The sequence below is a fragment of the Halorubrum alkaliphilum genome (genome assembly GCF_017873815.1).
Taxonomy (GTDB): domain Archaea; phylum Halobacteriota; class Halobacteria; order Halobacteriales; family Haloferacaceae; genus Halorubrum; species Halorubrum alkaliphilum.
On record NZ_JAGGKQ010000009.1, the window covers coordinates 19,341 to 37,342 of the forward strand.

The following is an 18,002-nucleotide window of genomic DNA, read 5'->3' on the forward strand; positions in this document are numbered from 1 at the left end:
ACACGCATAAGGATGTCGGGTGTTACCATTCAACTATCTCTGGCGTCCGCCCGCCTGAACGCGATCACGTCGTCCGAGCGGTTCGAGTTCCTCACCGGTTTTTATATACTAGCCGTGAAATCGACACCAGAGTTCGTCTCGGTCATCCCAGCAGGCCCGGTGTAGCTGCTTTGGTCGGTGTCCCTCACAAACCGGTACCGACACCGCTGTTGGGTACCCTTTTGCGGTCGGCCGACACACACTCTTTCGTGACGTTCAGCATCTGTGTTCGTGAGCGGTACACCGACGACGAGGGAAACGATCAGGTCCGGTTCGGCGTGGCGGTCACCACCCGCCTGCCGGGCGTCGGAACGCTGTGTCCGTTCGCCTCGCCGGACGGGGCGATCGCGACGCAGTCGCTCGTCAACGTCGAACTCGGTCGGAAGGGGATCGCGTACCTCGGCGACGGTCTCGCGGTCGAGGACGCGCTCGACGCCCTCCTCAACGCCGATGAGGGGCGCGAGCAGCGACAGCTCCACGGCGTCGACGCTGAGGGAACGTTCGCGTTCTCCGGCGAGGCGTGTAACGACTGGTACGGCCACACGGTCGGCGAGAACTACACCGTCGCAGGCAACCTGCTGACCGGTGAAGACGTGATCGACGACGTCGCGGCCGCCTACGAGTCGACCGCCCACGCCGAGATCCCTCTCGCCGAGCGACTGATCGACGCGCTTGAGGCGGGCCACGAGGCGGGCGGCGACAAGCGCGAGGATCTCGTCGTCCAGTCGGCGGCGCTGAAGGTGACGACCACCGAGGACGGAGAGCTCTCGGACCCCTACTACAACGACCTTCGGGTCGACGCGACGGAGACGCCCGTCGCCGACCTCCGGGAGACGTTCGAGACGGCGAAACGCGGGTACGAAACGGTGCTGGAACGCTACTCTGACGACGAGGGTGGACCTGACGGGGCGGACGACGCCGACGCGGCCGAGTGACGACGGAGCCGAGCGAGCACGGGAAGGTGATCGGAGGGATACCGTCCGCGGTCGTCGCGGTCGGCGAGCGTCGCCGCGGCCTCTGACTCGATGCCCGGAGAGACGAGGACGTGATCGATCCGCCGGTCATCGATCAGTCGCACGAAGTCCGTCACGCTCGTCGTCGGGCCGTGTCGAATCTCGGCATCGGCGACGGCGTCCCGGAGGTCGGCCCGCCGTTCCGCGGAGTCTGTGTCCGGGACTGCTCCGGTCAGGATCCGGTGTGGCTCCGACCCCGGGGTGGTGTTGAGGTCGCCGACGAGCACAACATCTCTACTCGCGTCTCCGGGGTCCCCGCCCCCTGCCGCAAGTTGTGGTATCCGTTCGGCGAGCAACCGAGCCGACTCCCGGCGCGCTCGCGAACTCACGTGATCGAAGTGGGTGTTACCGATCAACAGCGGTTCGGTTCCGCGAGCGGCCGGCCCGTCGGGCGACTCTCGTGGCTCCACCATCGCCCACGTCGCGATCCGCGGGTGGGCTGCGTCCCAGTCGGTTGAGGGATCGTTGGGTGTTTCCGAGAGCCAGAAAGTACCGTCGTCGACGACGCGCCACCGGTCGGTTCGAACGCCGATCGGACACCCCTCGCCGTCGCCGCCGGGCTCCCGGCCGCGACCGACGAAGGTGTACTCCGGAAGCCCCTCGCGCAGGTCAGCCCGTTGTGCGGGCAACGGCTCCTGAAACGCGACCACATCGGGACGATGGAACCGGACCAGACCGAGCACGCCGTCGCGGCGAGCATACCACGCGTCGTGATGATCGTTTCGATTGTCGTACCGAACGTTGTAGCTCAGCACCCGGATCCGGCTCATTATCGGTTCTCTCGCAGCCGACCCGATTAAAAGGCGCGACCGAACCGCACCGTTGACGGACCTGCCGATCAGGCCGTTTCCTCGGCGGCACCCGGCGCGTTCCGCTTGACGCTCGTGACGGCGTCGACCGCGGCCGACCGCGAGGTGTACCCCTCGCCGGAGTCGGCGACGATGTTGCCGTTACGGTGGCGGAGCCGCCAGCGCCACTCGTCGCTGGCATCCTCGTATATCTCGAACGCCGCGCTTCCGGCGTCAAGCACGTGGGCGTCGGGACCGTACTCGCGGACGCGTTCGATCGCATCCTTCGCGCCGCTTTTCGAGGTGTACCCCTCACCGGAGTCGGCGATGATATTGCCGTTGCGGTGGCGGAGCCGCCAGCGGTACTCCCCGCCGTTGTCCTCGTACAGCTCGAACGTCGCGGGTGCGCTTCGCGTGTCGTCTCCGTCGCTCTCGTCGAGGTCCTCGACCGGCGCGTCGGCGACGTTTGACCGCACGCTGTCGAGCCCCTGCCGAGCCTTCGACCGGGAGGAGTAGCCCTCTCCGGAGTCACCGATGATGTTCCCGTTCTCGTGGATGAGCCGCCAGCGGTACTGGCCGCCCTTGTCGCGGAACAGCTCGAACGCGGCGGGGTCGACGCGGAGGTAGTCGGCGGCTGCGGCGTGTTCGCGGACTCGCCCGAGCGCCCGTTTTGCGTTAGATCTGGAGGCGTACCCCTCGCCGGAGTCGCCGATGATGTTCCCGTTGTCGTGACGGAGCCGCCAGCGGTGTTCACCCGCGTCGTCCTCAAACAGCTCGAACGTGGCCTCACTTTCGGCCGCGTCGTCTTCTGTGGGGATCGCCACGCCGGGCTCCGCCGCGTCCTCCGGTTCCGGTCCGTCGTCGACGGCGGCGGTCCCCGCCTCCTCGGGGGCCGTCTCGATCCGTAATAGTCCCGCGCCGAGCGCGTTTCGCCGGACGCTGTGAAGTCCCTGTTGGGCCTTTCCGCGACTGCTGTATCCCTGTCCGGAAGTAGCGATGACGTTGCCGTTGCGGTGGCGGAGCCGCCAGCGCGGCTTCCCGCCCGCGTCCTCGAATAGCTCGAACCGAGCCTTGCTCTCGCGGAGCGCGGCCGTCTCGGCGCGGGCGGCTGCTACCTCTGCGTCGAGGTCGTCCGCACGCTCCTCCGCGGCGGCCAGCTCCTCGCGGGTCGACTCCAGCTCCGCGCTCGTCGCGTCCCGCTCCGCGGCGGTCTCGCTCGTCTCCGATCGCATCCGCTCGTAGTCATCGTGTACCGGGTCCGAGAGCAATGGGACGACGGCACCTGCGAGCCCGACGAGCGCGAGTCCGACCGCGTACAACGATATCACGCCGAGATCGCCGGATGCCGTGAGCCAGCCGCCGGGGAAGATGCTCACGAACCAGACGACGGCACCGAAACTCGCTATCGCGCCGAGATAGCCGAGAGTCGTCCCTGTTCGCCGAAGCGGGAACCGGATAACCGCTCCGAGCATGACGAACGGTGGTGCGAGCGCCGCAAGCGCGTAACCAATCCCGCGTGCGGTCGTTGCCGGCTCGGTGAGGAAGAACACCACGACCCCCACCAGCCCGACCAGCACACCGAACGCGAACAGCCAGTAGCCGTTCACCTCGTCGTTCGTCGTCGGCGTTCCGATACGCCGCTCGTACAATCCGCCCGAAGAATCGTCACTGTTTGCCATACCCTCGTCGTCTTCGGCCACCGGCTTATATATGCGGGTGTATCTCGTGGAGCCGCTCAGGTCAGCCGATCACACGCCGCCGAACTACCGCTACCCGATCGCTTACGGGATCTACGCGTCATCACGCGCTATGTACGTACTCCAAGGCGGACGAGTCGCAGATGTCGATGGGACACGCGAGGCAGACGTTGCGGTCGCGGACGGCGAGATCGTCGCGGTCGGGAACGACACGGATCTTGCTGCCGCCGAAGCAGACGCAACCGACGCCGAACCGACCGAAATCGATGTGTCGGGAAACGTGGTCGCGCCCGGACTGATCGACGCACACGTCCACCTGATGATGGACGGTCGCCCGGACGTCGCCACCGCGGTCTCCGACAGCGACTACACCGCGAGCTACCGGGCTGCGAGCAACCTCGAAGCCGCCGTCGAGGCCGGCGTCACGACCGTCCGCGACCTCGGGAGTCGGGGAACGCTCGCGCTCGACGCCGGCGAGGCGGTCGATGCGGGGGATCTCGACGGTCCGCGCGTCCTCGCGTGCGGGCGTAACGTGATAATGACCGGCGGCCACGGGAACTGGTTCGGCCGCGAGGCCGACGGGCCGGCCGAGGTCCGGAAGGCGGCCCGCGAGCAGCTGAAGGCGGGCGCGGACGTGCTCAAGTGTATGGCGACCGGCGGTGTGCTCACCGAGGGTGCGGTGACGGGCGCGCCCGAGCTGACGCCCGACGAGCTGGCGGCGTTCACCGACGCGGCCGCGCCGACCGGCACTCCGACGGCGGCCCACGCCCACGGCGAGGTCGGCATCAAAAACGCGGCCGAGGCGGGGATCACGAGCGTCGAACACGGGACGTTCATGGACCGCGAGGCGGCCGAGATGATGGCTGACCGCGGCACCTACTGGGTGCCGACCGCGAGCGCGCTCCGCGGCATCGTCGAGAACGGGATCGAGGCCGGGATTCCGGCGGACGCGGTTGCGAAGGCCGAGGACGCCGCCGAACGCTTCGGCGACGCGTGGGAACACGCGCTCGATGCCGACGTACCGATCGCCATGGGGACCGACGCGGGAACGCCGTTCAACTCCTTCGAGGGGATCCCCCGAGAGCTCTCGTTGATGGTCGATCACGGCCTGTCGCCCGCGGACGCGCTCGAAGCGGCCACCGTCAACGCGGCCGACCTCCTCGGACTCGACGACGTCGGGCGCGTTGCGGAGGGGTACCGCGCCGATCTGGTCGTTCTCGATGGCGACCCCAACTCGGACGCCGACGCGTGGCGCGATCCCGAGGCCGTGTTCGTCGACGGCGACCGAGTCGTCTGAGCGGGTCCCCCGTCCACTCTCTGTCTGACTTATAATCGTTCCACGTCGATCACGTGGGCGTCGTCGGGGTGAAAGCCCACGGCGACAGTTCCCGTGAGGGGATCGCGCGTTCTGACCACTAACGGGGTCCCGTCCCAGTCGAGGTGGACACGGGTCGTCTCGCCGAGGAACTCCGCGCTCTCGACGGTCGCCCGGACCGCGTTCGAGGACCGGTCGATCTCCAGATGCTCCGGACGGACGCAGAACGTCACTCGGTCGCCGGAGTCGGGGTTCGGTTCGTCGCCCCGGCCCGTACCGTCCGCCCCCGGTCCGGTGGCGACTCGAAGCGTTTCCCCGTCGATATCGACCGCGAGGACGTCATTACCGGTCGAGCCGGCGGCGTCCACCGCGGTTCCGGAAAAGACGTTGTTGTCGCCGACGAACTCGGCGACGAACCGGGAATCGGGTTCCCTGTACACCGTCCGCGGCGGCGCGACCTGGTCCGGTGTCCCGCCACGCATCACCGCGACCCGGTCGGAGATCGCCAGCGCCTCCTCCTGGTCGTGGGTAACGTAGACGGTGGTGATACCGAGCTCGCGCTGGATCGTCCGGATCTGGACGCGAAGCCGCTCGCGAAGCTGCGCGTCGAGCGCGCTCATCGGTTCGTCCAGAAGCAGGAGGTCGGGGCCGGGCGCGATCGCCCGCGCCATCGCCACTCGCTGTCGTTGCCCGCCCGAGAGGCTGTCCGGGTCGCGGTCGGCGGTTCCCGGGAGGTCAACGAGTTCGAGCAGCTCCGCGACGCGCTCCTCGCGGGTCACGCCGCCGGGCGGGTCCGCGAAGTTCAGCCCGTACGCGACGTTCTCGCCGACGGTCATGTGCGGGAACAGCGCGTAGTTCTGGAAGACGACGCCGACGTCGCGGTCCTCCGGCGGCAACCCCGAAACGTCGCGTCCGCCGAACCGGACCGTCCCCTCGGTCGCCGTCTCGAACCCGGCGATGAGCCGGAGCGTCGTCGTCTTTCCGCAGCCCGAGGGACCGACGAGCGTGAAGAACTCGCCCTCGCGGATCTCCAGGTTCACGTCCTCGACGGCGACCGCACCGTCGTAGCGTTTCGCCACGCCCGCAAGCTCGACCGCGACCGGCGCGTCCGGTCCGGGGGCGTGCGCTCGGTTCCGTGCCGTCGTCGATAGATCGTCTCCATTAGAGTCCACTGTAATCCCCTCCGAGTCGCTCGATCACGACGAAACTGATCGCGGTCACCACGAGCAGTACCACGCCCATCGCGGTCGCCGGTCCGAGCCGCCGACCGATGAATCGTTCGATGGCGATCGGCATCGTGTACGCGTCTGCCCCGGTCGCGAGCACGATCGTCGACGTAAACTCTCCCATCGAGATGGCGACCGCGAACGCCGCGCCCGCGACGACCCCCGGCCACACCAAGGGGAGCTCGATATCGCGGACGACACGCGAGCGCGACGCACCGAGCGCTCGCGCTGACTCGATCAGCGACCGATCGAGCGACTCCAGTCCCGGCGCGACCGTTCGGACGACGAACGGGTAGCCCGACACCGCGTGTGCGGCGACGATCGCGGCCGATCCGGCGATCGCGATCCGCCACCCGCCGATCTCGACGCCGAACACCAGCCCCCGAAGCAACCCGAGTCCGACCAGAATACCCGAGACCGCGAACGGGGCCATCGCGAGCGTCCCAACGAGCTTCCGTCCGAGGTACTCGCGGGTGGTGACCACCGCGATGACGACGCCCATCGGCAGCGCAACCAGCGCCGACGCCGCCGCGAAAACGAGCGAGTTCCGGATCGCCGGCCACGGTCGGACCTGAAACGCCGCCCCGGTCTCCTGTCGGTCAAGCAGGAACCGGTAGTGCTCCAGCGTCAAGGCCCCGTCCCCGCCGGTGACGCTCGCGAGGATCATCGAGGCGATCGGCGCGATGAACACGAACGACGCGACCACGGCGTAGACGCCGAGGCCGGCTCGCGGAAGCCACTCCCGTACCGTGTTCACCGGTGGAACGAGCGGCTTGCGCGGTAGCGGTCTGACGCCGCCGGACTGAACGGTGTGTTTCGCCTCGTATCGGAGGTACGCGAACAACACCGCAAGGGAGATGACGAGTTCGACCACGGCGAGCGCTGCTGCCTCCGCGTAGTTCAGGTCCCGGACGAGTCGGTAGATGAACACCTCGACGGTCGCGAGCTGGAATCCGCCGAGCGCCAACACGATGGGGAACGTCCCGAACGTGAACACGAACGTCAGCGCCGCCCCCATCAACACCGCGGGGTACACCTGGGGGGCGACCACGTCGTAAAAGGCCCGCAACGGACCCGCACCGAGGCTCCGGGCGGTCTCGATCGCGCTCGCGTCGACGGACTCCCACGCGGCAGTCGTCACTCGCGCGACGAGCGGTGCATTATAAAACGCGTGCGCGATCAGTATCGCCTCCAGCGTGAACATCAGCTCGACGGGCGGGAGCCCGAGCGCGCCGAGCACCGAGTTGAGGGTTCCGGTCCGCCCGAACGTGGCGACGAACCCGACCGCGACCATGATCGACGGCAACACGAACGGGAGAATGGTGAGCGACCGGAGCGTCCGGCGGCCGCGGAACTCGAAGCGGGCGAGCAGGTACGCGAGCGGGACGCCGAGCGCGACGCTGACGAGCGTCGACAGCGCCGCCTGATAGGCGGTGAAGCCGATGATCCCGATCCGTCTGTCCGGCCCGAGGAAGTCGCGGGCGACCGTCAGTGGGTTCTCGCCCGCGAACACCCGCGCAAGATCGCCGAAGTAGAACGGGTCGCGAAGCAACTCGACGAACACGCCGAGCGTGACGACGCCGTCGACGACGACCGACTCGACGAGGACCGTCGCGACCGGATAGTAGAAGACGACGAGCAACACGCCGAGCGTCCCGAGCGCGAGCGCCGCCAACACGCGTCGCTCCAGCCGGTCCCTGACACGCGCCGTGCGGCGCTGGCCGGAGGCGGCGGACGCCTCCGGATCGTCGTCACGGGTGTCGCCGGAGGTGTTGTCAGGGGTGCCGTCGTCGTCAACCGGATCGTCGCTCACGGATCCGAGCTCAGTTGCCCGCGAGTTGGCGCTCCCACTCGGAGACCCACCCTTCCATCGATCCCTGTAGCTCGTCGTAGTCGAACGTCACCGGAACGTCCGGTTCGTGGGCCAGCTCGTCGTAGTCCGCGGGCAGCTCCGCGGTCTCGGTTGCGGGGAACGAGACGTTGCGCTCGACGATCTCGCCTTGAACGTCCGGCTCCAGCATGAACGACATGAACTGCCGGGCGAGTTCGGGGTTCTCCGCGTCCTCGAACAGCGCCATCCCCGACGGCGTCGCGTACGCTTCGTCGTTCAAAAAGCGGATCTGGTGTTGGTCCAGATCCGCGCCGTCCTGACTCGCGAACACTTGGTCCGTGGAGTAGGAGACGACCATCGGGGCCTCACCCTCCGACCAGGAGGTGTAGGCGGCGTCCCACGCGTCGGTCACGCGAACGTCGTTCTCTTGGAGGTCCGCCCAGAAGTCGAGGTAGTCGTACTCGCCCTCGTCGCCGAACCGATGGACCGTATGTAACACGAACCGGAGCCCGGTCGTCGAGCTCCCCGGGTTCTGTGCGATGAGGTCGCCGCGATGCTCCTCCTCCAGCAGTCCCTCGAATGTCTCCGGAGCCTCCGTCTCCGTGCTGTCGTACACGAGACTGACGTAGCCGGTGTCGTAGGGAACGGTACGGCCGAACGGATCGAACCGCAACCCGTCGCGGATCTCCTCGTCGCCGTCGACCTCGAGATCGGAGACGAACAGGTCGCCGTCGTACGCCTCGTCGATCTGGACGAGGTCCTCGGTGTTCACGCCGACGTAGAGGTCCGCGTCCATCTGTGCCCCGGAGGCGGCACGCTCGACGTAGTAGTTCAGCTCGTTGTCCGGCGTTGCGTACTGGAGCTCGGCGTCGTACCGGCTCTCGAACTCGTCTTTCAGCCACTCACCCGGGCTGATAGAGGGCGCGTCGACGAACGACCCGAACGTCCCGACGGTGAGGACGCGATCGTCGTCTCCGTCGCCGACGACTCCGTTTTCGTCACCGTTTCCGCTGCCCTCTCCGTTCGTGTCGTCCACCGGCTCGGCGCTACACCCGGCGAGCCCGGTCACCCCGGCCGCGCCGCCGAGCGCGATGAACTCCCGTCGACTGTGCGTGCCGTCGTCCGCGTTCGACCCGTTTATCATTACTTGGTTGTTGTACTTGGTGGTTACATAAGGGATCCGTGTCGCGTCCGATAGTTCGTCCCGATCGATCGGGACGAACGACGATATCGATTTACGTCGTGGGGGCCTCACCGTCCGTATGAACGACACTCGCTCGACGGATCTCACCAGACGCCGACTGCTCGCGGCGGGCGCGGCCGCCGGCGTCCTCGCGACGGCCGGCTGTCTGGGAACGCGCGACGGCGAGGTCCCCGAGCCGGTCGTCACTGACGACAGCATCGAGGAGGACTGGCGGCTGGTCGACACGTCCGACAGCGTCGCGTTCGAGGAGACGTTCGGCCCGGTCACGGTCCGTGCGCTCGAACGAACCGTCGTCCACGAGTACGTCGATATGGCTGAGGCGGTCGCCGAGGCGTTCGACGCGGACGGGTCGCCGGTGACCTTCTTCGCCGCACGCATCGACCTCTGCCCGGCACTCGATGGGCTACCCGGTGGCCTCGGCCGGGATCGCCTGATGGGCGAGGTTCGCGCGGCCGCCGAGGCGGCGTTCCGCGACCAGCTCCACGGGACCGGCGTCACCGACGTTGAGCGAGTTGATAGTGGTGAGACGACGGTCGACGGCGGCCACACGGCCACAACCAGCGAGTTCGCCGCCCGCTTCGGTATCAACTGGGAGGTCCCGCTTCTGGACGGATCGACGACGACGATCGACGACGTGGCGGAAATGACCGCTCGACTCGCGGTCTGGCACGACGGTTCCGACGTGCTCATCTCCGGCGGCGCACATCCCGCCGAGCCGCTGAGCGACGTGGTCGACCGATCGATCGACGCTCCCGTGGACGGAGAGGCGGTCCTCGAGGATCCGGTCGACGACTCCGACGTTCTCTCCGCGGATCCGGTGCTGTTCGCGGACGCGATCGACGCGCTCATTCCCTCCGTCGAGTGAGCTCGGACCGCAACCGACCGCTTTAATCCGCGGCGCGTCCCCGAACGGATCATGTCCGACTCACAGCGATTCTCGTCATTCGAGGTGATCCCGGCCGTCGACGTCCAGGACGGGTCGGTCGTCCAGCTCGTCGGCGGCGAGCGCGGCACGGGGAAACGGTACGGCGATCCGGTGGAGGCGGCCGCACGCTGGACTGACGCCGGCGCGCAAACCCTCCACCTCGTCGATCTCGATGGCGCGTTCGAGGGGGAACGCGCCAACGCCGCCGCCATCGAGGCGGTCGTCGAGGTGACCGACGACGACATCGACCTCCAACTCGGCGGCGGCATCCGGACCGCCGCCGACGCCCGCGGCCTCCTCGATGCCGGGATCGACCGCGTGATCCTCGGTACTGCGGCCGTCGAGACCCCTGAGATAGTCGCCGATATCGATGAAACACATCCCGGTAGCGTCGTCGTCAGTCTCGACGCGAAGGACGGCGAAGTCGTCGTGAGCGGTTGGACCGAGGGGACGGGTCTCAAACCCGCCGAAGCGGCGGCGCGATACGAGACACTCGGCGCGGGCGCGATTCTCTTCACGAACGTCGATGTCGAGGGGCAGCTACAGGGGATCGACCGAGAGGCGGTCGAAGCGGTCGTTGAATCGGTCGATATCCCGGTTATCGCTTCCGGCGGGGTGGCGACGGTCGACGACGTGGTCGCGTTGAAACGGGCGGGCGCGGCCGCAGTCGTCGTCGGTACTGCGCTGTACGAGGGTAAATTCACACTCCGGGAGGCACAAGCCGCGGCGGACGAGAGCTAATCCCCGCCGGTCACAAAGGGCGTGACAACGACCGCGAAGAGCGTGATGGAGACCGTCGAGCGCGACAGGAAGCACAACGGCTCAGCTATTCGTTAGGGTGACATTTAAGCGCTCTCGCGACGTGGTGTGTGTATAGTTACCGTCTCATGACTGTCGTCATCGAAGCGGCGCGTCAGTGCCCCGCCGGAGTGGAGACCGGCGGTCTTACGGGAGGCACCGGCCGGTGACCGTCGACGACGCTACCGAACGGCTCCTCCGCGCACACGAGTACACGAACGAGCGCGGATACGCGACCGCGGAAGTCGTCAGCGAACCGTACGTCGAGGCGGGACAGATCCAGGTTCCGATCGAGGTGTTGACGACCGGCGAGCGTCACACGATGGCGTTCGACCCGCCGGACACGTGGTCCGACGAGTTCCCGATCGTTCGCCTCGTCGAGTCCGTTGGGTACGGACCCGGCGGGATCGCCGTGCTCGACGGCGAGCGGTTCCCCGTCGAACTCGCCTCCGGTACCCACGGTGACGACACCACTCCCAAACCGGTTTTCAATCCGGACGAAGCGCAACTATCGGCCCCTTCCGACGCCGAGCGTCCACCGATTTCGCGAGCGTCCATCGGTCGCGGCGTAACCGATGCTGTCCGACTGGCCGGCCAATCGGCGCAGTATGCTCTCGCGCTCGTAACCTTCCTGTCGGTCGTCGCGATCGGCACGGTCGTCGCGGCGACAGCCACGTACGCGGTCGCGTTGGGCAGCGTGTTCGCGTTACGCGCACTGGTCATCGCCGGTGGATCCGGTCCGGTCGGCGTGTTGCTGCCGGTCCTCGCCGTACTCGTCGCGATCCGTGTCGTTGTCGCCCGCCAGATCCGATCACGACGGCCCGACGAGACAGCGGGCGACCCACGCCGAACAGCCGCGTCACCCGACCGATACCGGTGAGTCAGTTTGCCTCATCGCCGTCTTCCGACCGCTCCCGTTGAACAACGAGTACCGGGCCGAGAAACCGCTCAGAGACCTGTTTGGACGGCATTCCAAAGACGAACGTCGTCACCGACGGATCGGTTTCTCCCATCACCACGGCGTCGTGTTCCTCGCCGACACGGGCGATCGCGTCGATCGGTGTCTCCGTCTGTTCGATCCGAGTCGCGACCGCCTCCGGTCTCATCCCGCGTTCGACGAGATCCGTCCGTACCCCGTTCAACAGCGTCTCTGCGTCCCCTTCGTTCTCCTCCGGACCAAGGATGTGGTACAGCGTCACTCCAACGTCGGTTCCGGCGAACAGCCCGGCGATCAGCTGCGTGGTGCGCTCGACGCCGACGGTCCCCCTGACGGCGACGAGCACGGACTCGGGATCGTCGATACTGTTCGGGACGAGGACGGCCAAACAGTCGTGTTCGTAGATAATACGATTGATCGTTGCCTGCTCTTCGTGGGTGAACACGAGCCGGGTCTCGACTGCTGCCCCCGCCGCGGTGAGTCGTTCAGCGAACTCGCCGAGTTTTTTCATCGCGGTCTCGCCGAACTGCTCGCGCGCCTGTTCGGTCGCAGTTTGTTCGGGAATCACGTGGTAGCCGAGCAGGATCACGCGCGCGTTCGCGAGGAGTTCGCTGGTGCCGTCCGGCATCGACTCTCCTTCAAGCACTTCGAGCGGGACAAGCACCGTCGGTCGCTCCGCGTCCTCGCCCTGCCGTCCGTCGTCAGTTCCGGACTGTTCGTCGGCCGTCGGTGTCTGTGTGTTCGTCATCTTAGAAGTCACCCTTGAGTTCGACATCGGTCGCGTAGTAGCGGTACCACCCGTATGCGGCGGCCATCACGATGATCCCAACCCCGATAGACGCCGGCTGCATGAACGCGATGAGTCCGAAACTCGCGACTGCGCCGACGCCGGCGACCGCGAATCCCGCCGGACACTCGAAGGAGGGGGTGTACCACTCGGGGTTCTCGCGACGCAACTGGATCAACGCGACGCAGATCAGGCCGTACAAGACGAGATGGAGGAACGACGCCACCTCGGCGAGCAGCTCCACCTGCCCGGTCGCCGTGAGCACGACGATCGGACCGCCCGCGAGGCCCAGCGCCACGTGCGGGGTGCCGTACTTCAGGTTAATTTGGCTCGCCGCCTTCGGGATGATCTCGTCGCTACTCACCGCGTACACCGCCCGCGAGGCGCTCAGGATCGAGGCGTTCGCGCTGGAGAACGTCGCCAACAGCCCGGCGATGACGATGGCGAGCGCGCCCGGGAACCCGACGAACTCGCGGGCGACCTCGACCATCGCGGTCTCGCCGAACTCGCCGAGGCGAGCGCTCCCGAACGCGCTCGTCGCGACGAAGATGGTGACGACGTAGAACACGCCGACGATGATCACGGAACTGACCATCGCCAGCGGGAGGTTCCGTGACGGATCCTTGATGTCGCCCGCGACGGTCGCGATCTGTGCGAACCCGAGATAGGAGGTGAACACGAGCGCCGCGGTCTGGAGAACCGGCAGGACGCCACCGGGCGGGAAGAACCGCTCCGGCGTCGACTCGGCACCGAACACGCCGAGCGCGTCCAGACTCCCGTACGAGAGGAACAGCGTGAGAATGGCCAGCAACACGATCACGATCGCGTTCTGGAGCGAGGCAGTGTTTTCCGTTCCGAACAGGCTGAGCACCGTGAGCCCGATCCCGAACGCCACGCCCAGCGGCACTGCGGGGCTGATCGGCAGCGCGATCCCCGCCTCCGTGAACACCTGCCCGGCGTAGCTGCCGAGCCCGACCAGATAGAACGCGGACGCGAACACCAGACCCAACCAGAGCCCGAGGCCGACGATCGCCCCCGGACCGGTGCCGAGCCCCCGTGAGATGAAGAAGTACCCGCCGCCGCTCCGGGGCATCGCGGTAGCGAGTTCGGAGGCCGGCAGCGCGACGAGCAGCGCGATGACGGCCCCGATCGCGAACGAGAGCGCCGCCGCGGGGCCGGCGTTCTCGGCCGCGAGCCCGGGGAACACGAAGATCCCCGCGCCGATCATCGTCCCGATACCTATCGCGAGGCCCCCGACTAGCCCGATCGTCCGTTCGAGCTCCCCCTCGTCCGGATCGACATCGTGTTCTACCGGTGGCTCCGGGGCGCCCTCGGGACCGGCGTCGTCGGTTGCCATGGTCCCCTTCCGTCGGCGGATAAAAATAGCCACCGGCGGTCGGGAAGCGACCCGGCCCCGCTCCCGAAGCGGCCCTATCGTCACCCGCCCGGGGCGTGCTGGTCGCCCGCAACGGCCTTAAGAGTCGCCCGCAACGAACCGGTATGAGCGACCACGACCGGACGGCCGCGGTCTCGCGGGAGACGTCGGAGACGACGATCGATCTCACGCTCGATATCGACGGCGACGGCGACAGCGAGATCGACACCGGGGTCGGCTTTTACGACCACATGTTGGCGTCGTTCGCGAAACACGGCCTCTTCGATCTCACCGTCCGCTGTGACGGCGACACCCACATCGATGACCACCACACCGTCGAGGACGTCGCCATCTGTCTCGGCGAGGCGTTCGACGAGGCGCTCGGCGACAAACGCGGCATCCGGCGGTACGCCGACCGCCGCGTCCCGCTCGACGAGGCGGTCGCGAGCGTCGTCGTCGATGTCGCGGGACGCCCGCACTACGAGTTCTCCGGCCAGTTCTCTCAGGAGTCGGTCGGGGAGTTCACGAGCGTCATGGCGGACCACTTCGCGCTCTCGCTGGCGATGAACGCCGACCTCACCCTTCACGCGACGATCGAACGCGGCGACAACGCCCACCACGAGGTCGAGGCTCTATTTAAATCGCTAGCGCGAGCGCTCGACGACGCGACGCGGCTCGACGACCGCCGGAGCGACACGCCGAGCACGAAGGGATCCTTATAACGGAGACTCGGGTGTCGCCGACGAGGGGTATTCAGTCACGTCGCGTCCGAGACGACCGAAACGAGGATCGGAATTCAAATACCCGAATCGATAGAACGTGACGTATCCAGATGACAGACGATCCCGACCGCAACCACGTCCCTAGTCGATCGGTCGTCGTTCAGGAGGACACCCATCAGAACGAGATCCCGGAGAACATCGACTCGGAGCTGTATTCTACGGATAGCCCGACCAACTCGTTCCACGAGTTCACTATCGAGCGAGGTGACGACCTCGTCGAAGCACTCCGTGAAAACGGCTACACCGTTAATTTCAGGGACCGCTAACACACGGTCATACGTCCTTGTGATTCCCGAACCGGCACGCCACCGCGGACAGTCGTTTCGGCGGCGGTTTGCCGTCGCTTCGCGTCGTCGCGACATCAAGAATTGACATCCTCCTCCGCCTGAAGGCGGAGGAATCCCGAGCGGTGGGAGTTTCAGGTTTGCAACCACGGACGCCGCCACTTCACGGGAGTCCCCATCTAACCCAGCCATCGTGACGGTGGCTGTCTGGCCATGCCAACTGGCCGTTACTCCTATCCTCGGTGTCGTTGACTTTCAACTGTTGTTTTTGCCAGTGGGAAGTCGCTGGCACGTCGCCGGACTCGGAGGTATCGCCGGGCTTGCTCAGGCCGACGGGCACAGCGACGAACCCTTCGAGGATTCGTGTTCACCGCGTCGGCGTTTCGGATATTGTCTCATTGAGTGGCGGCGAGGCCGCCTCCGAAGGTCGTTCGAAATCCGCTCCGTTCCGACCTGACCTTACCCTTTTATACCGGGTCTTTGAACTTCAAACTACGTATTGGAAACTCGAACTGAGGCGTCGAACGTGGGTTGATTCTAAGTTGTCGGATTCATCCTGCGGCTCAAGCCGCAGGTATTCTCCTTGATTTCGTATAAAAACGCGTACCGTTCGGTTGCGCCCGTCTCAGATCTCGGCGGCTTCGCCGTCGATCCGGTCCGTGTCGTCGTCGGCATCGCTGCCGGCGTCGGAGTCGACACTACCGCCGTCGGCGAGTTCGTCGCCGTCGCCGTCGGCGAGTCCCTCCAGTGCGGACAGGGCGGCGGCCCTGTACGTCTCGGGGTCGAGATCGTACTCCTCGCGGGCCATGCGGGCGTACTCGTTGCCCTCGTCGTCGAAGGCGGCGACCCGTTCGAGCGTGCGCTCGGCGGTCTCGGCGACCCAGCGGTCGCGGACCGCGGCGTCGACCTCCGTGATCGATTCGGGTCGGACGGAGACGCGGATCGTCCCGTCGTCGGTCTCGTACGTCCGGGGCTTGCCCACGACCGCGACGTACGAGGGTGCCTCCAGTTCCCGGAGCTCCGAGGCGGCCTCGGGCTGGTACTGGCCGGCGTAGGTGAAGAACGTCCCAGTGGGGTCGACGATACGGCCCCGCCAGTACTCGCTGTCCTCGCCGACGTCCTCCGTCTCGGTGAGGGTACCGACGAAGAAGACGCGGTTTGCGGACTCGCCCGTCGGCAACAGCGCATAGACCGGTGCTCGGTCGTCATCGGACTCCTTGAACGTGTAGCCGGCGTCGTTGAACTCGCTTGCGAACGCGCGCCGGGCGACCTCTCTCGTGGGGGTTGACTGGCTCTCGCTCATCTCAGATCGACCTCGCTTTGATCAGCGCGCTCTCGACGTCCACTGCCCCGGGCACCTCCATCTCGTCCACGAGGACGTACCGACCGAACGTCGGTCCGGTCACGCGGTAGTAGCGCCCGAGGACGTCCTCGGCCATCTCCTCGGCGACGACGGTCGTGTCGAGCGCGTCCATCGCCATGTCCTTGGCTTCTTCGAGACCCATCCCGGTGAGATCCTCCGTGGCCTCGCGGTCGAAGATGACCTCGGTGACGGTCTCGCCGTCGTCGAGGACGGCCTTGATCCGGAGGTCGAACTCGCCCTCGACCTGGCCGTGCTCGGAACACCGCCCGTTCTGGAGGACCCGGGTACAGTCCTCCTCGGGACAGCGCTTTATCAGTCCGGAGCCGGACTGGATGTCGACGAGCGCGCCTTCGACGGTGTCGGCGTTGTCGCCGACCTCTATCTCCTCGTCGATCGCCGTGATCCCCGTCGTTCGGTTGAGTTTCACCGAGTAGGAGCCCTCGTACTCGTCGGTGACGACGTTCGTGAGCTCGTACGCCTGCCCCTCCTCCAGCTCGGGGAGGTCGGAGGTCTCGAAGGCGACGAACTTGATCGTCCCCGACTCGTCGCCGAGCAGGCCGACCTGTGCGATCGAGTCGCTGCGCGGCTCCCACAGGTCGACGAGCTCCACGCGCAGGTCGACCCACTGCTCGTCCTCGTCGATGTCGTTCACCTGGACGCGCTCGCTGCCGCCGCGGCCGAGTTCGTCGCGTTCCATTCCCGCGTCGTCGAGGTAGCTGTTGGTGACGCTCCGTCGTGCCTCATCGAGGGGGACGCGGTACTCGTTGACGAGGTTCTCCAGCCGCTCTTCGATCTCGTCGGGACCCACGTCGAGGTGGTCCGAGAACTGTTCCGCGATCGCTTCCGCTTCCTGTCGCAGTTCGCTCATGGGTATCTCGCCTCCGGTCGTGTTTCAGTGGGAGGCGTACGCCGATTGGTTCCTCATGGTATTAAAACGCCCGTGACCGTAGCGGAAGTGGAACATCGAACGCGGTTCACGGCGGGTCTCCGGCCGCCTCAGTCGGGTTTCCGCGGTCCGCCCTACGGATTTCGCCGGGGCCGGGGGAGAGCGTCTGACGCGCGTCAGCCACGCGCGGGCGCCGTTTCAAGTGGAACTCTCCCACGCGACACGTCAACACAAGTGGAACTCTCCCACGCGACACGTCAACACGCGTCGACGCTGGTGTCCGCCGAGAGCGCGTCGCGGACGGCCACGGTGGATCCCGTATAACCGTCTCACGCCGCCACCGTCGGCGACGGAACGACCGTTCGTCTCTCGGCGGGGCCGACCATTCGTCTCTCGCCAACGGACCTATGGTCGACGCGGCCGAACGTGGGGTATGGACGACCGACTCGAACGTGTCATCCGCCAGCAACTCCGGAAGGCCGGCCGCCAGTTCGAGGAGGCAAAGCGGGCGTACGCCGAGGGGCGCGGTGACCCCGAGGGGCGGAACCCCGGACCGGAGTTGTACGATCTCCCCACCGACGACGACGGCCGTGCCCGGATCGTCTGCCGGCGACACGCGGAGAAACGGTCCGTGACGGTCGACGCGGAGGGACGACCCGTATGCTTCGAGTCGGGACACCCGGACTGCGAGGGCTGTACCGAGGACGTCCGAGACGGCTACGTGGAGACGTGGTGACTCCCTGAAACCGGAC

General features: G+C 66.8%; 17 protein-coding genes. 8 read left to right on the forward strand and 9 right to left on the reverse strand.

The window, feature by feature from the left end:
- Positions 1-248 precede the first annotated feature (248 nt).
- The gene (locus J2751_RS07640) at positions 249-974 is read left to right on the forward strand and encodes a DUF1028 domain-containing protein (protein WP_209484786.1); all 726 of its coding nucleotides are present in this window, start codon (positions 249-251) and stop codon (positions 972-974) included.
- Here the strand turns inward: J2751_RS07640 and J2751_RS07645 are convergent.
- Together J2751_RS07645 and J2751_RS07650 are read right to left on the reverse strand one after the other, a co-directional pair.
- Complete coding sequence (locus J2751_RS07645) at positions 917-1,822, reverse strand: endonuclease/exonuclease/phosphatase family protein (protein ID WP_209484788.1); 906 nt, start codon at positions 1,820-1,822, stop codon at positions 917-919. The genes J2751_RS07640 and J2751_RS07645 overlap by 58 nt on opposite strands.
- Positions 1,823-1,890: 68 nt before the next feature.
- Complete coding sequence (locus J2751_RS07650; RefSeq protein ID WP_209484790.1) at positions 1,891-3,519, reverse strand: YegP family protein; 1,629 nt, start codon at positions 3,517-3,519, stop codon at positions 1,891-1,893.
- 130 nt (positions 3,520-3,649) lie between these two features.
- Between J2751_RS07650 and J2751_RS07655 the strand changes: the two genes are divergently transcribed.
- A complete protein-coding gene (locus J2751_RS07655; protein WP_209484792.1) occupies positions 3,650-4,834 on the forward strand; it encodes a metal-dependent hydrolase family protein in 1,185 nt (394 codons plus the stop codon).
- A gap of 29 nt (positions 4,835-4,863) precedes the next feature.
- Here J2751_RS07655 and J2751_RS07660 read toward each other — a convergent pair whose 3' ends face one another.
- From J2751_RS07660 to J2751_RS07670, 3 genes are all read right to left on the reverse strand, one after another.
- A complete protein-coding gene (locus tag J2751_RS07660) occupies positions 4,864-6,024 on the reverse strand; it encodes an ABC transporter ATP-binding protein (protein WP_209484795.1) in 1,161 nt (386 codons plus the stop codon).
- On the reverse strand, positions 6,014-7,756 hold the full coding sequence (locus J2751_RS07665) for an ABC transporter permease (protein ID WP_394357376.1): 1,743 nt from the start codon (positions 7,754-7,756) through the stop codon (positions 6,014-6,016). Before J2751_RS07665 ends, J2751_RS07660 begins: the two co-directional genes overlap by 11 nt.
- A gap of 145 nt (positions 7,757-7,901) precedes the next feature.
- The gene (locus J2751_RS07670; RefSeq protein ID WP_209484799.1) at positions 7,902-9,053 is read right to left on the reverse strand and encodes a thiamine ABC transporter substrate-binding protein; all 1,152 of its coding nucleotides are present in this window, start codon (positions 9,051-9,053) and stop codon (positions 7,902-7,904) included.
- A 118-nt stretch (positions 9,054-9,171) separates the two neighbouring features.
- Between J2751_RS07670 and J2751_RS07675 the strand changes: the two genes are divergently transcribed.
- The 3 genes from J2751_RS07675 to J2751_RS07685 all read left to right on the forward strand — a co-directional run bounded on the left by J2751_RS07675 (position 9,172) and on the right by J2751_RS07685 (position 11,716).
- The gene (locus tag J2751_RS07675; protein ID WP_209484801.1) at positions 9,172-9,978 is read left to right on the forward strand and encodes a hypothetical protein; all 807 of its coding nucleotides are present in this window, start codon (positions 9,172-9,174) and stop codon (positions 9,976-9,978) included.
- Between the two features lie 51 nt (positions 9,979-10,029).
- On the forward strand, positions 10,030-10,779 hold the full coding sequence (gene hisA / locus J2751_RS07680; protein WP_209484803.1) for a 1-(5-phosphoribosyl)-5-[(5-phosphoribosylamino)methylideneamino]imidazole-4-carboxamide isomerase: 750 nt from the start codon (positions 10,030-10,032) through the stop codon (positions 10,777-10,779).
- 223 nt (positions 10,780-11,002) lie between these two features.
- A complete protein-coding gene (locus J2751_RS07685) occupies positions 11,003-11,716 on the forward strand; it encodes a hypothetical protein (RefSeq protein ID WP_209484805.1) in 714 nt (237 codons plus the stop codon).
- Position 11,717: 1 nt separating this feature from the next.
- Here the strand turns inward: J2751_RS07685 and J2751_RS07690 are convergent, their stop codons facing one another.
- Both J2751_RS07690 and J2751_RS07695 read right to left on the reverse strand, forming a co-directional pair.
- Entirely contained in the window at positions 11,718-12,521 is an 804-nt protein-coding gene (locus tag J2751_RS07690) for a universal stress protein (RefSeq protein WP_209484807.1), read from the reverse strand.
- A 1-nt stretch (position 12,522) separates the two neighbouring features.
- A complete protein-coding gene (locus J2751_RS07695) occupies positions 12,523-13,917 on the reverse strand; it encodes an APC family permease (RefSeq protein WP_245202676.1) in 1,395 nt (464 codons plus the stop codon).
- A gap of 143 nt (positions 13,918-14,060) precedes the next feature.
- On the opposite strand from J2751_RS07695, the gene hisB reads away from it, so the two are divergent.
- Positions 14,061-14,657: an imidazoleglycerol-phosphate dehydratase HisB gene (gene hisB, locus J2751_RS07700; protein ID WP_209484809.1), complete on the forward strand. Its 597-nt coding sequence runs from the start codon at positions 14,061-14,063 to the stop codon at positions 14,655-14,657.
- A 110-nt stretch (positions 14,658-14,767) separates the two neighbouring features.
- Positions 14,768-14,983 carry a hypothetical protein gene (locus J2751_RS07705; protein WP_209484811.1) on the forward strand — a complete coding sequence of 72 codons (216 nt, stop codon included), beginning with the start codon at positions 14,768-14,770 and terminating at the stop codon, positions 14,981-14,983.
- 643 nt (positions 14,984-15,626) lie between these two features.
- Here J2751_RS07705 and J2751_RS07710 read toward each other — a convergent pair.
- Together J2751_RS07710 and J2751_RS07715 are read right to left on the reverse strand one after the other, a co-directional pair.
- Positions 15,627-16,304: an RPA family protein gene (locus J2751_RS07710; protein ID WP_245202677.1), complete on the reverse strand. Its 678-nt coding sequence runs from the start codon at positions 16,302-16,304 to the stop codon at positions 15,627-15,629.
- A gap of 1 nt (position 16,305) precedes the next feature.
- Positions 16,306-17,232 carry a replication factor A gene (locus J2751_RS07715; protein WP_209484813.1) on the reverse strand — a complete coding sequence of 309 codons (927 nt, stop codon included), beginning with the start codon at positions 17,230-17,232 and terminating at the stop codon, positions 16,306-16,308.
- 451 nt (positions 17,233-17,683) lie between these two features.
- Between J2751_RS07715 and J2751_RS07720 the strand changes: the two genes are divergently transcribed.
- Positions 17,684-17,986 (forward strand): DUF7091 family protein, encoded by a 303-nt coding sequence (locus J2751_RS07720; RefSeq protein ID WP_209484815.1) that lies wholly within the window; start codon positions 17,684-17,686, stop codon positions 17,984-17,986.
- Positions 17,987-18,002 lie beyond the last annotated feature (16 nt).

What these genes read in the sequence shown, in the direction of transcription:
- J2751_RS07645 (WP_209484788.1), bottom strand. Translation starts at nt 1,822, where the DNA reads ATGAGCCGGATCCGGGTGCTGAGCTACAACGTTCGGTACGACAATCGA.
- J2751_RS07650 (WP_209484790.1), bottom strand. Translation starts at nt 3,519, where the DNA reads ATGGCAAACAGTGACGATTCTTCGGGCGGATTGTACGAGCGGCGTATC.
- J2751_RS07655 (WP_209484792.1), top strand. Translation starts at nt 3,650, where the DNA reads ATGTACGTACTCCAAGGCGGACGAGTCGCAGATGTCGATGGGACACGC.
- J2751_RS07670 (WP_209484799.1), bottom strand. Translation starts at nt 9,053, where the DNA reads ATGATAAACGGGTCGAACGCGGACGACGGCACGCACAGTCGACGGGAG.
- J2751_RS07675 (WP_209484801.1), top strand. Translation starts at nt 9,172, where the DNA reads ATGAACGACACTCGCTCGACGGATCTCACCAGACGCCGACTGCTCGCG.
- hisA (WP_209484803.1), top strand. Translation starts at nt 10,030, where the DNA reads ATGTCCGACTCACAGCGATTCTCGTCATTCGAGGTGATCCCGGCCGTC.
- J2751_RS07690 (WP_209484807.1), bottom strand. Translation starts at nt 12,521, where the DNA reads ATGACGAACACACAGACACCGACGGCCGACGAACAGTCCGGAACTGAC.
- J2751_RS07695 (WP_245202676.1), bottom strand. Translation starts at nt 13,917, where the DNA reads ATGGCAACCGACGACGCCGGTCCCGAGGGCGCCCCGGAGCCACCGGTA.
- hisB (WP_209484809.1), top strand. Translation starts at nt 14,061, where the DNA reads ATGAGCGACCACGACCGGACGGCCGCGGTCTCGCGGGAGACGTCGGAG.
- J2751_RS07705 (WP_209484811.1), top strand. Translation starts at nt 14,768, where the DNA reads ATGACAGACGATCCCGACCGCAACCACGTCCCTAGTCGATCGGTCGTC.
- J2751_RS07710 (WP_245202677.1), bottom strand. Translation starts at nt 16,304, where the DNA reads ATGAGCGAGAGCCAGTCAACCCCCACGAGAGAGGTCGCCCGGCGCGCG.
- J2751_RS07715 (WP_209484813.1), bottom strand. Translation starts at nt 17,232, where the DNA reads ATGAGCGAACTGCGACAGGAAGCGGAAGCGATCGCGGAACAGTTCTCG.
- J2751_RS07720 (WP_209484815.1), top strand. Translation starts at nt 17,684, where the DNA reads ATGGACGACCGACTCGAACGTGTCATCCGCCAGCAACTCCGGAAGGCC.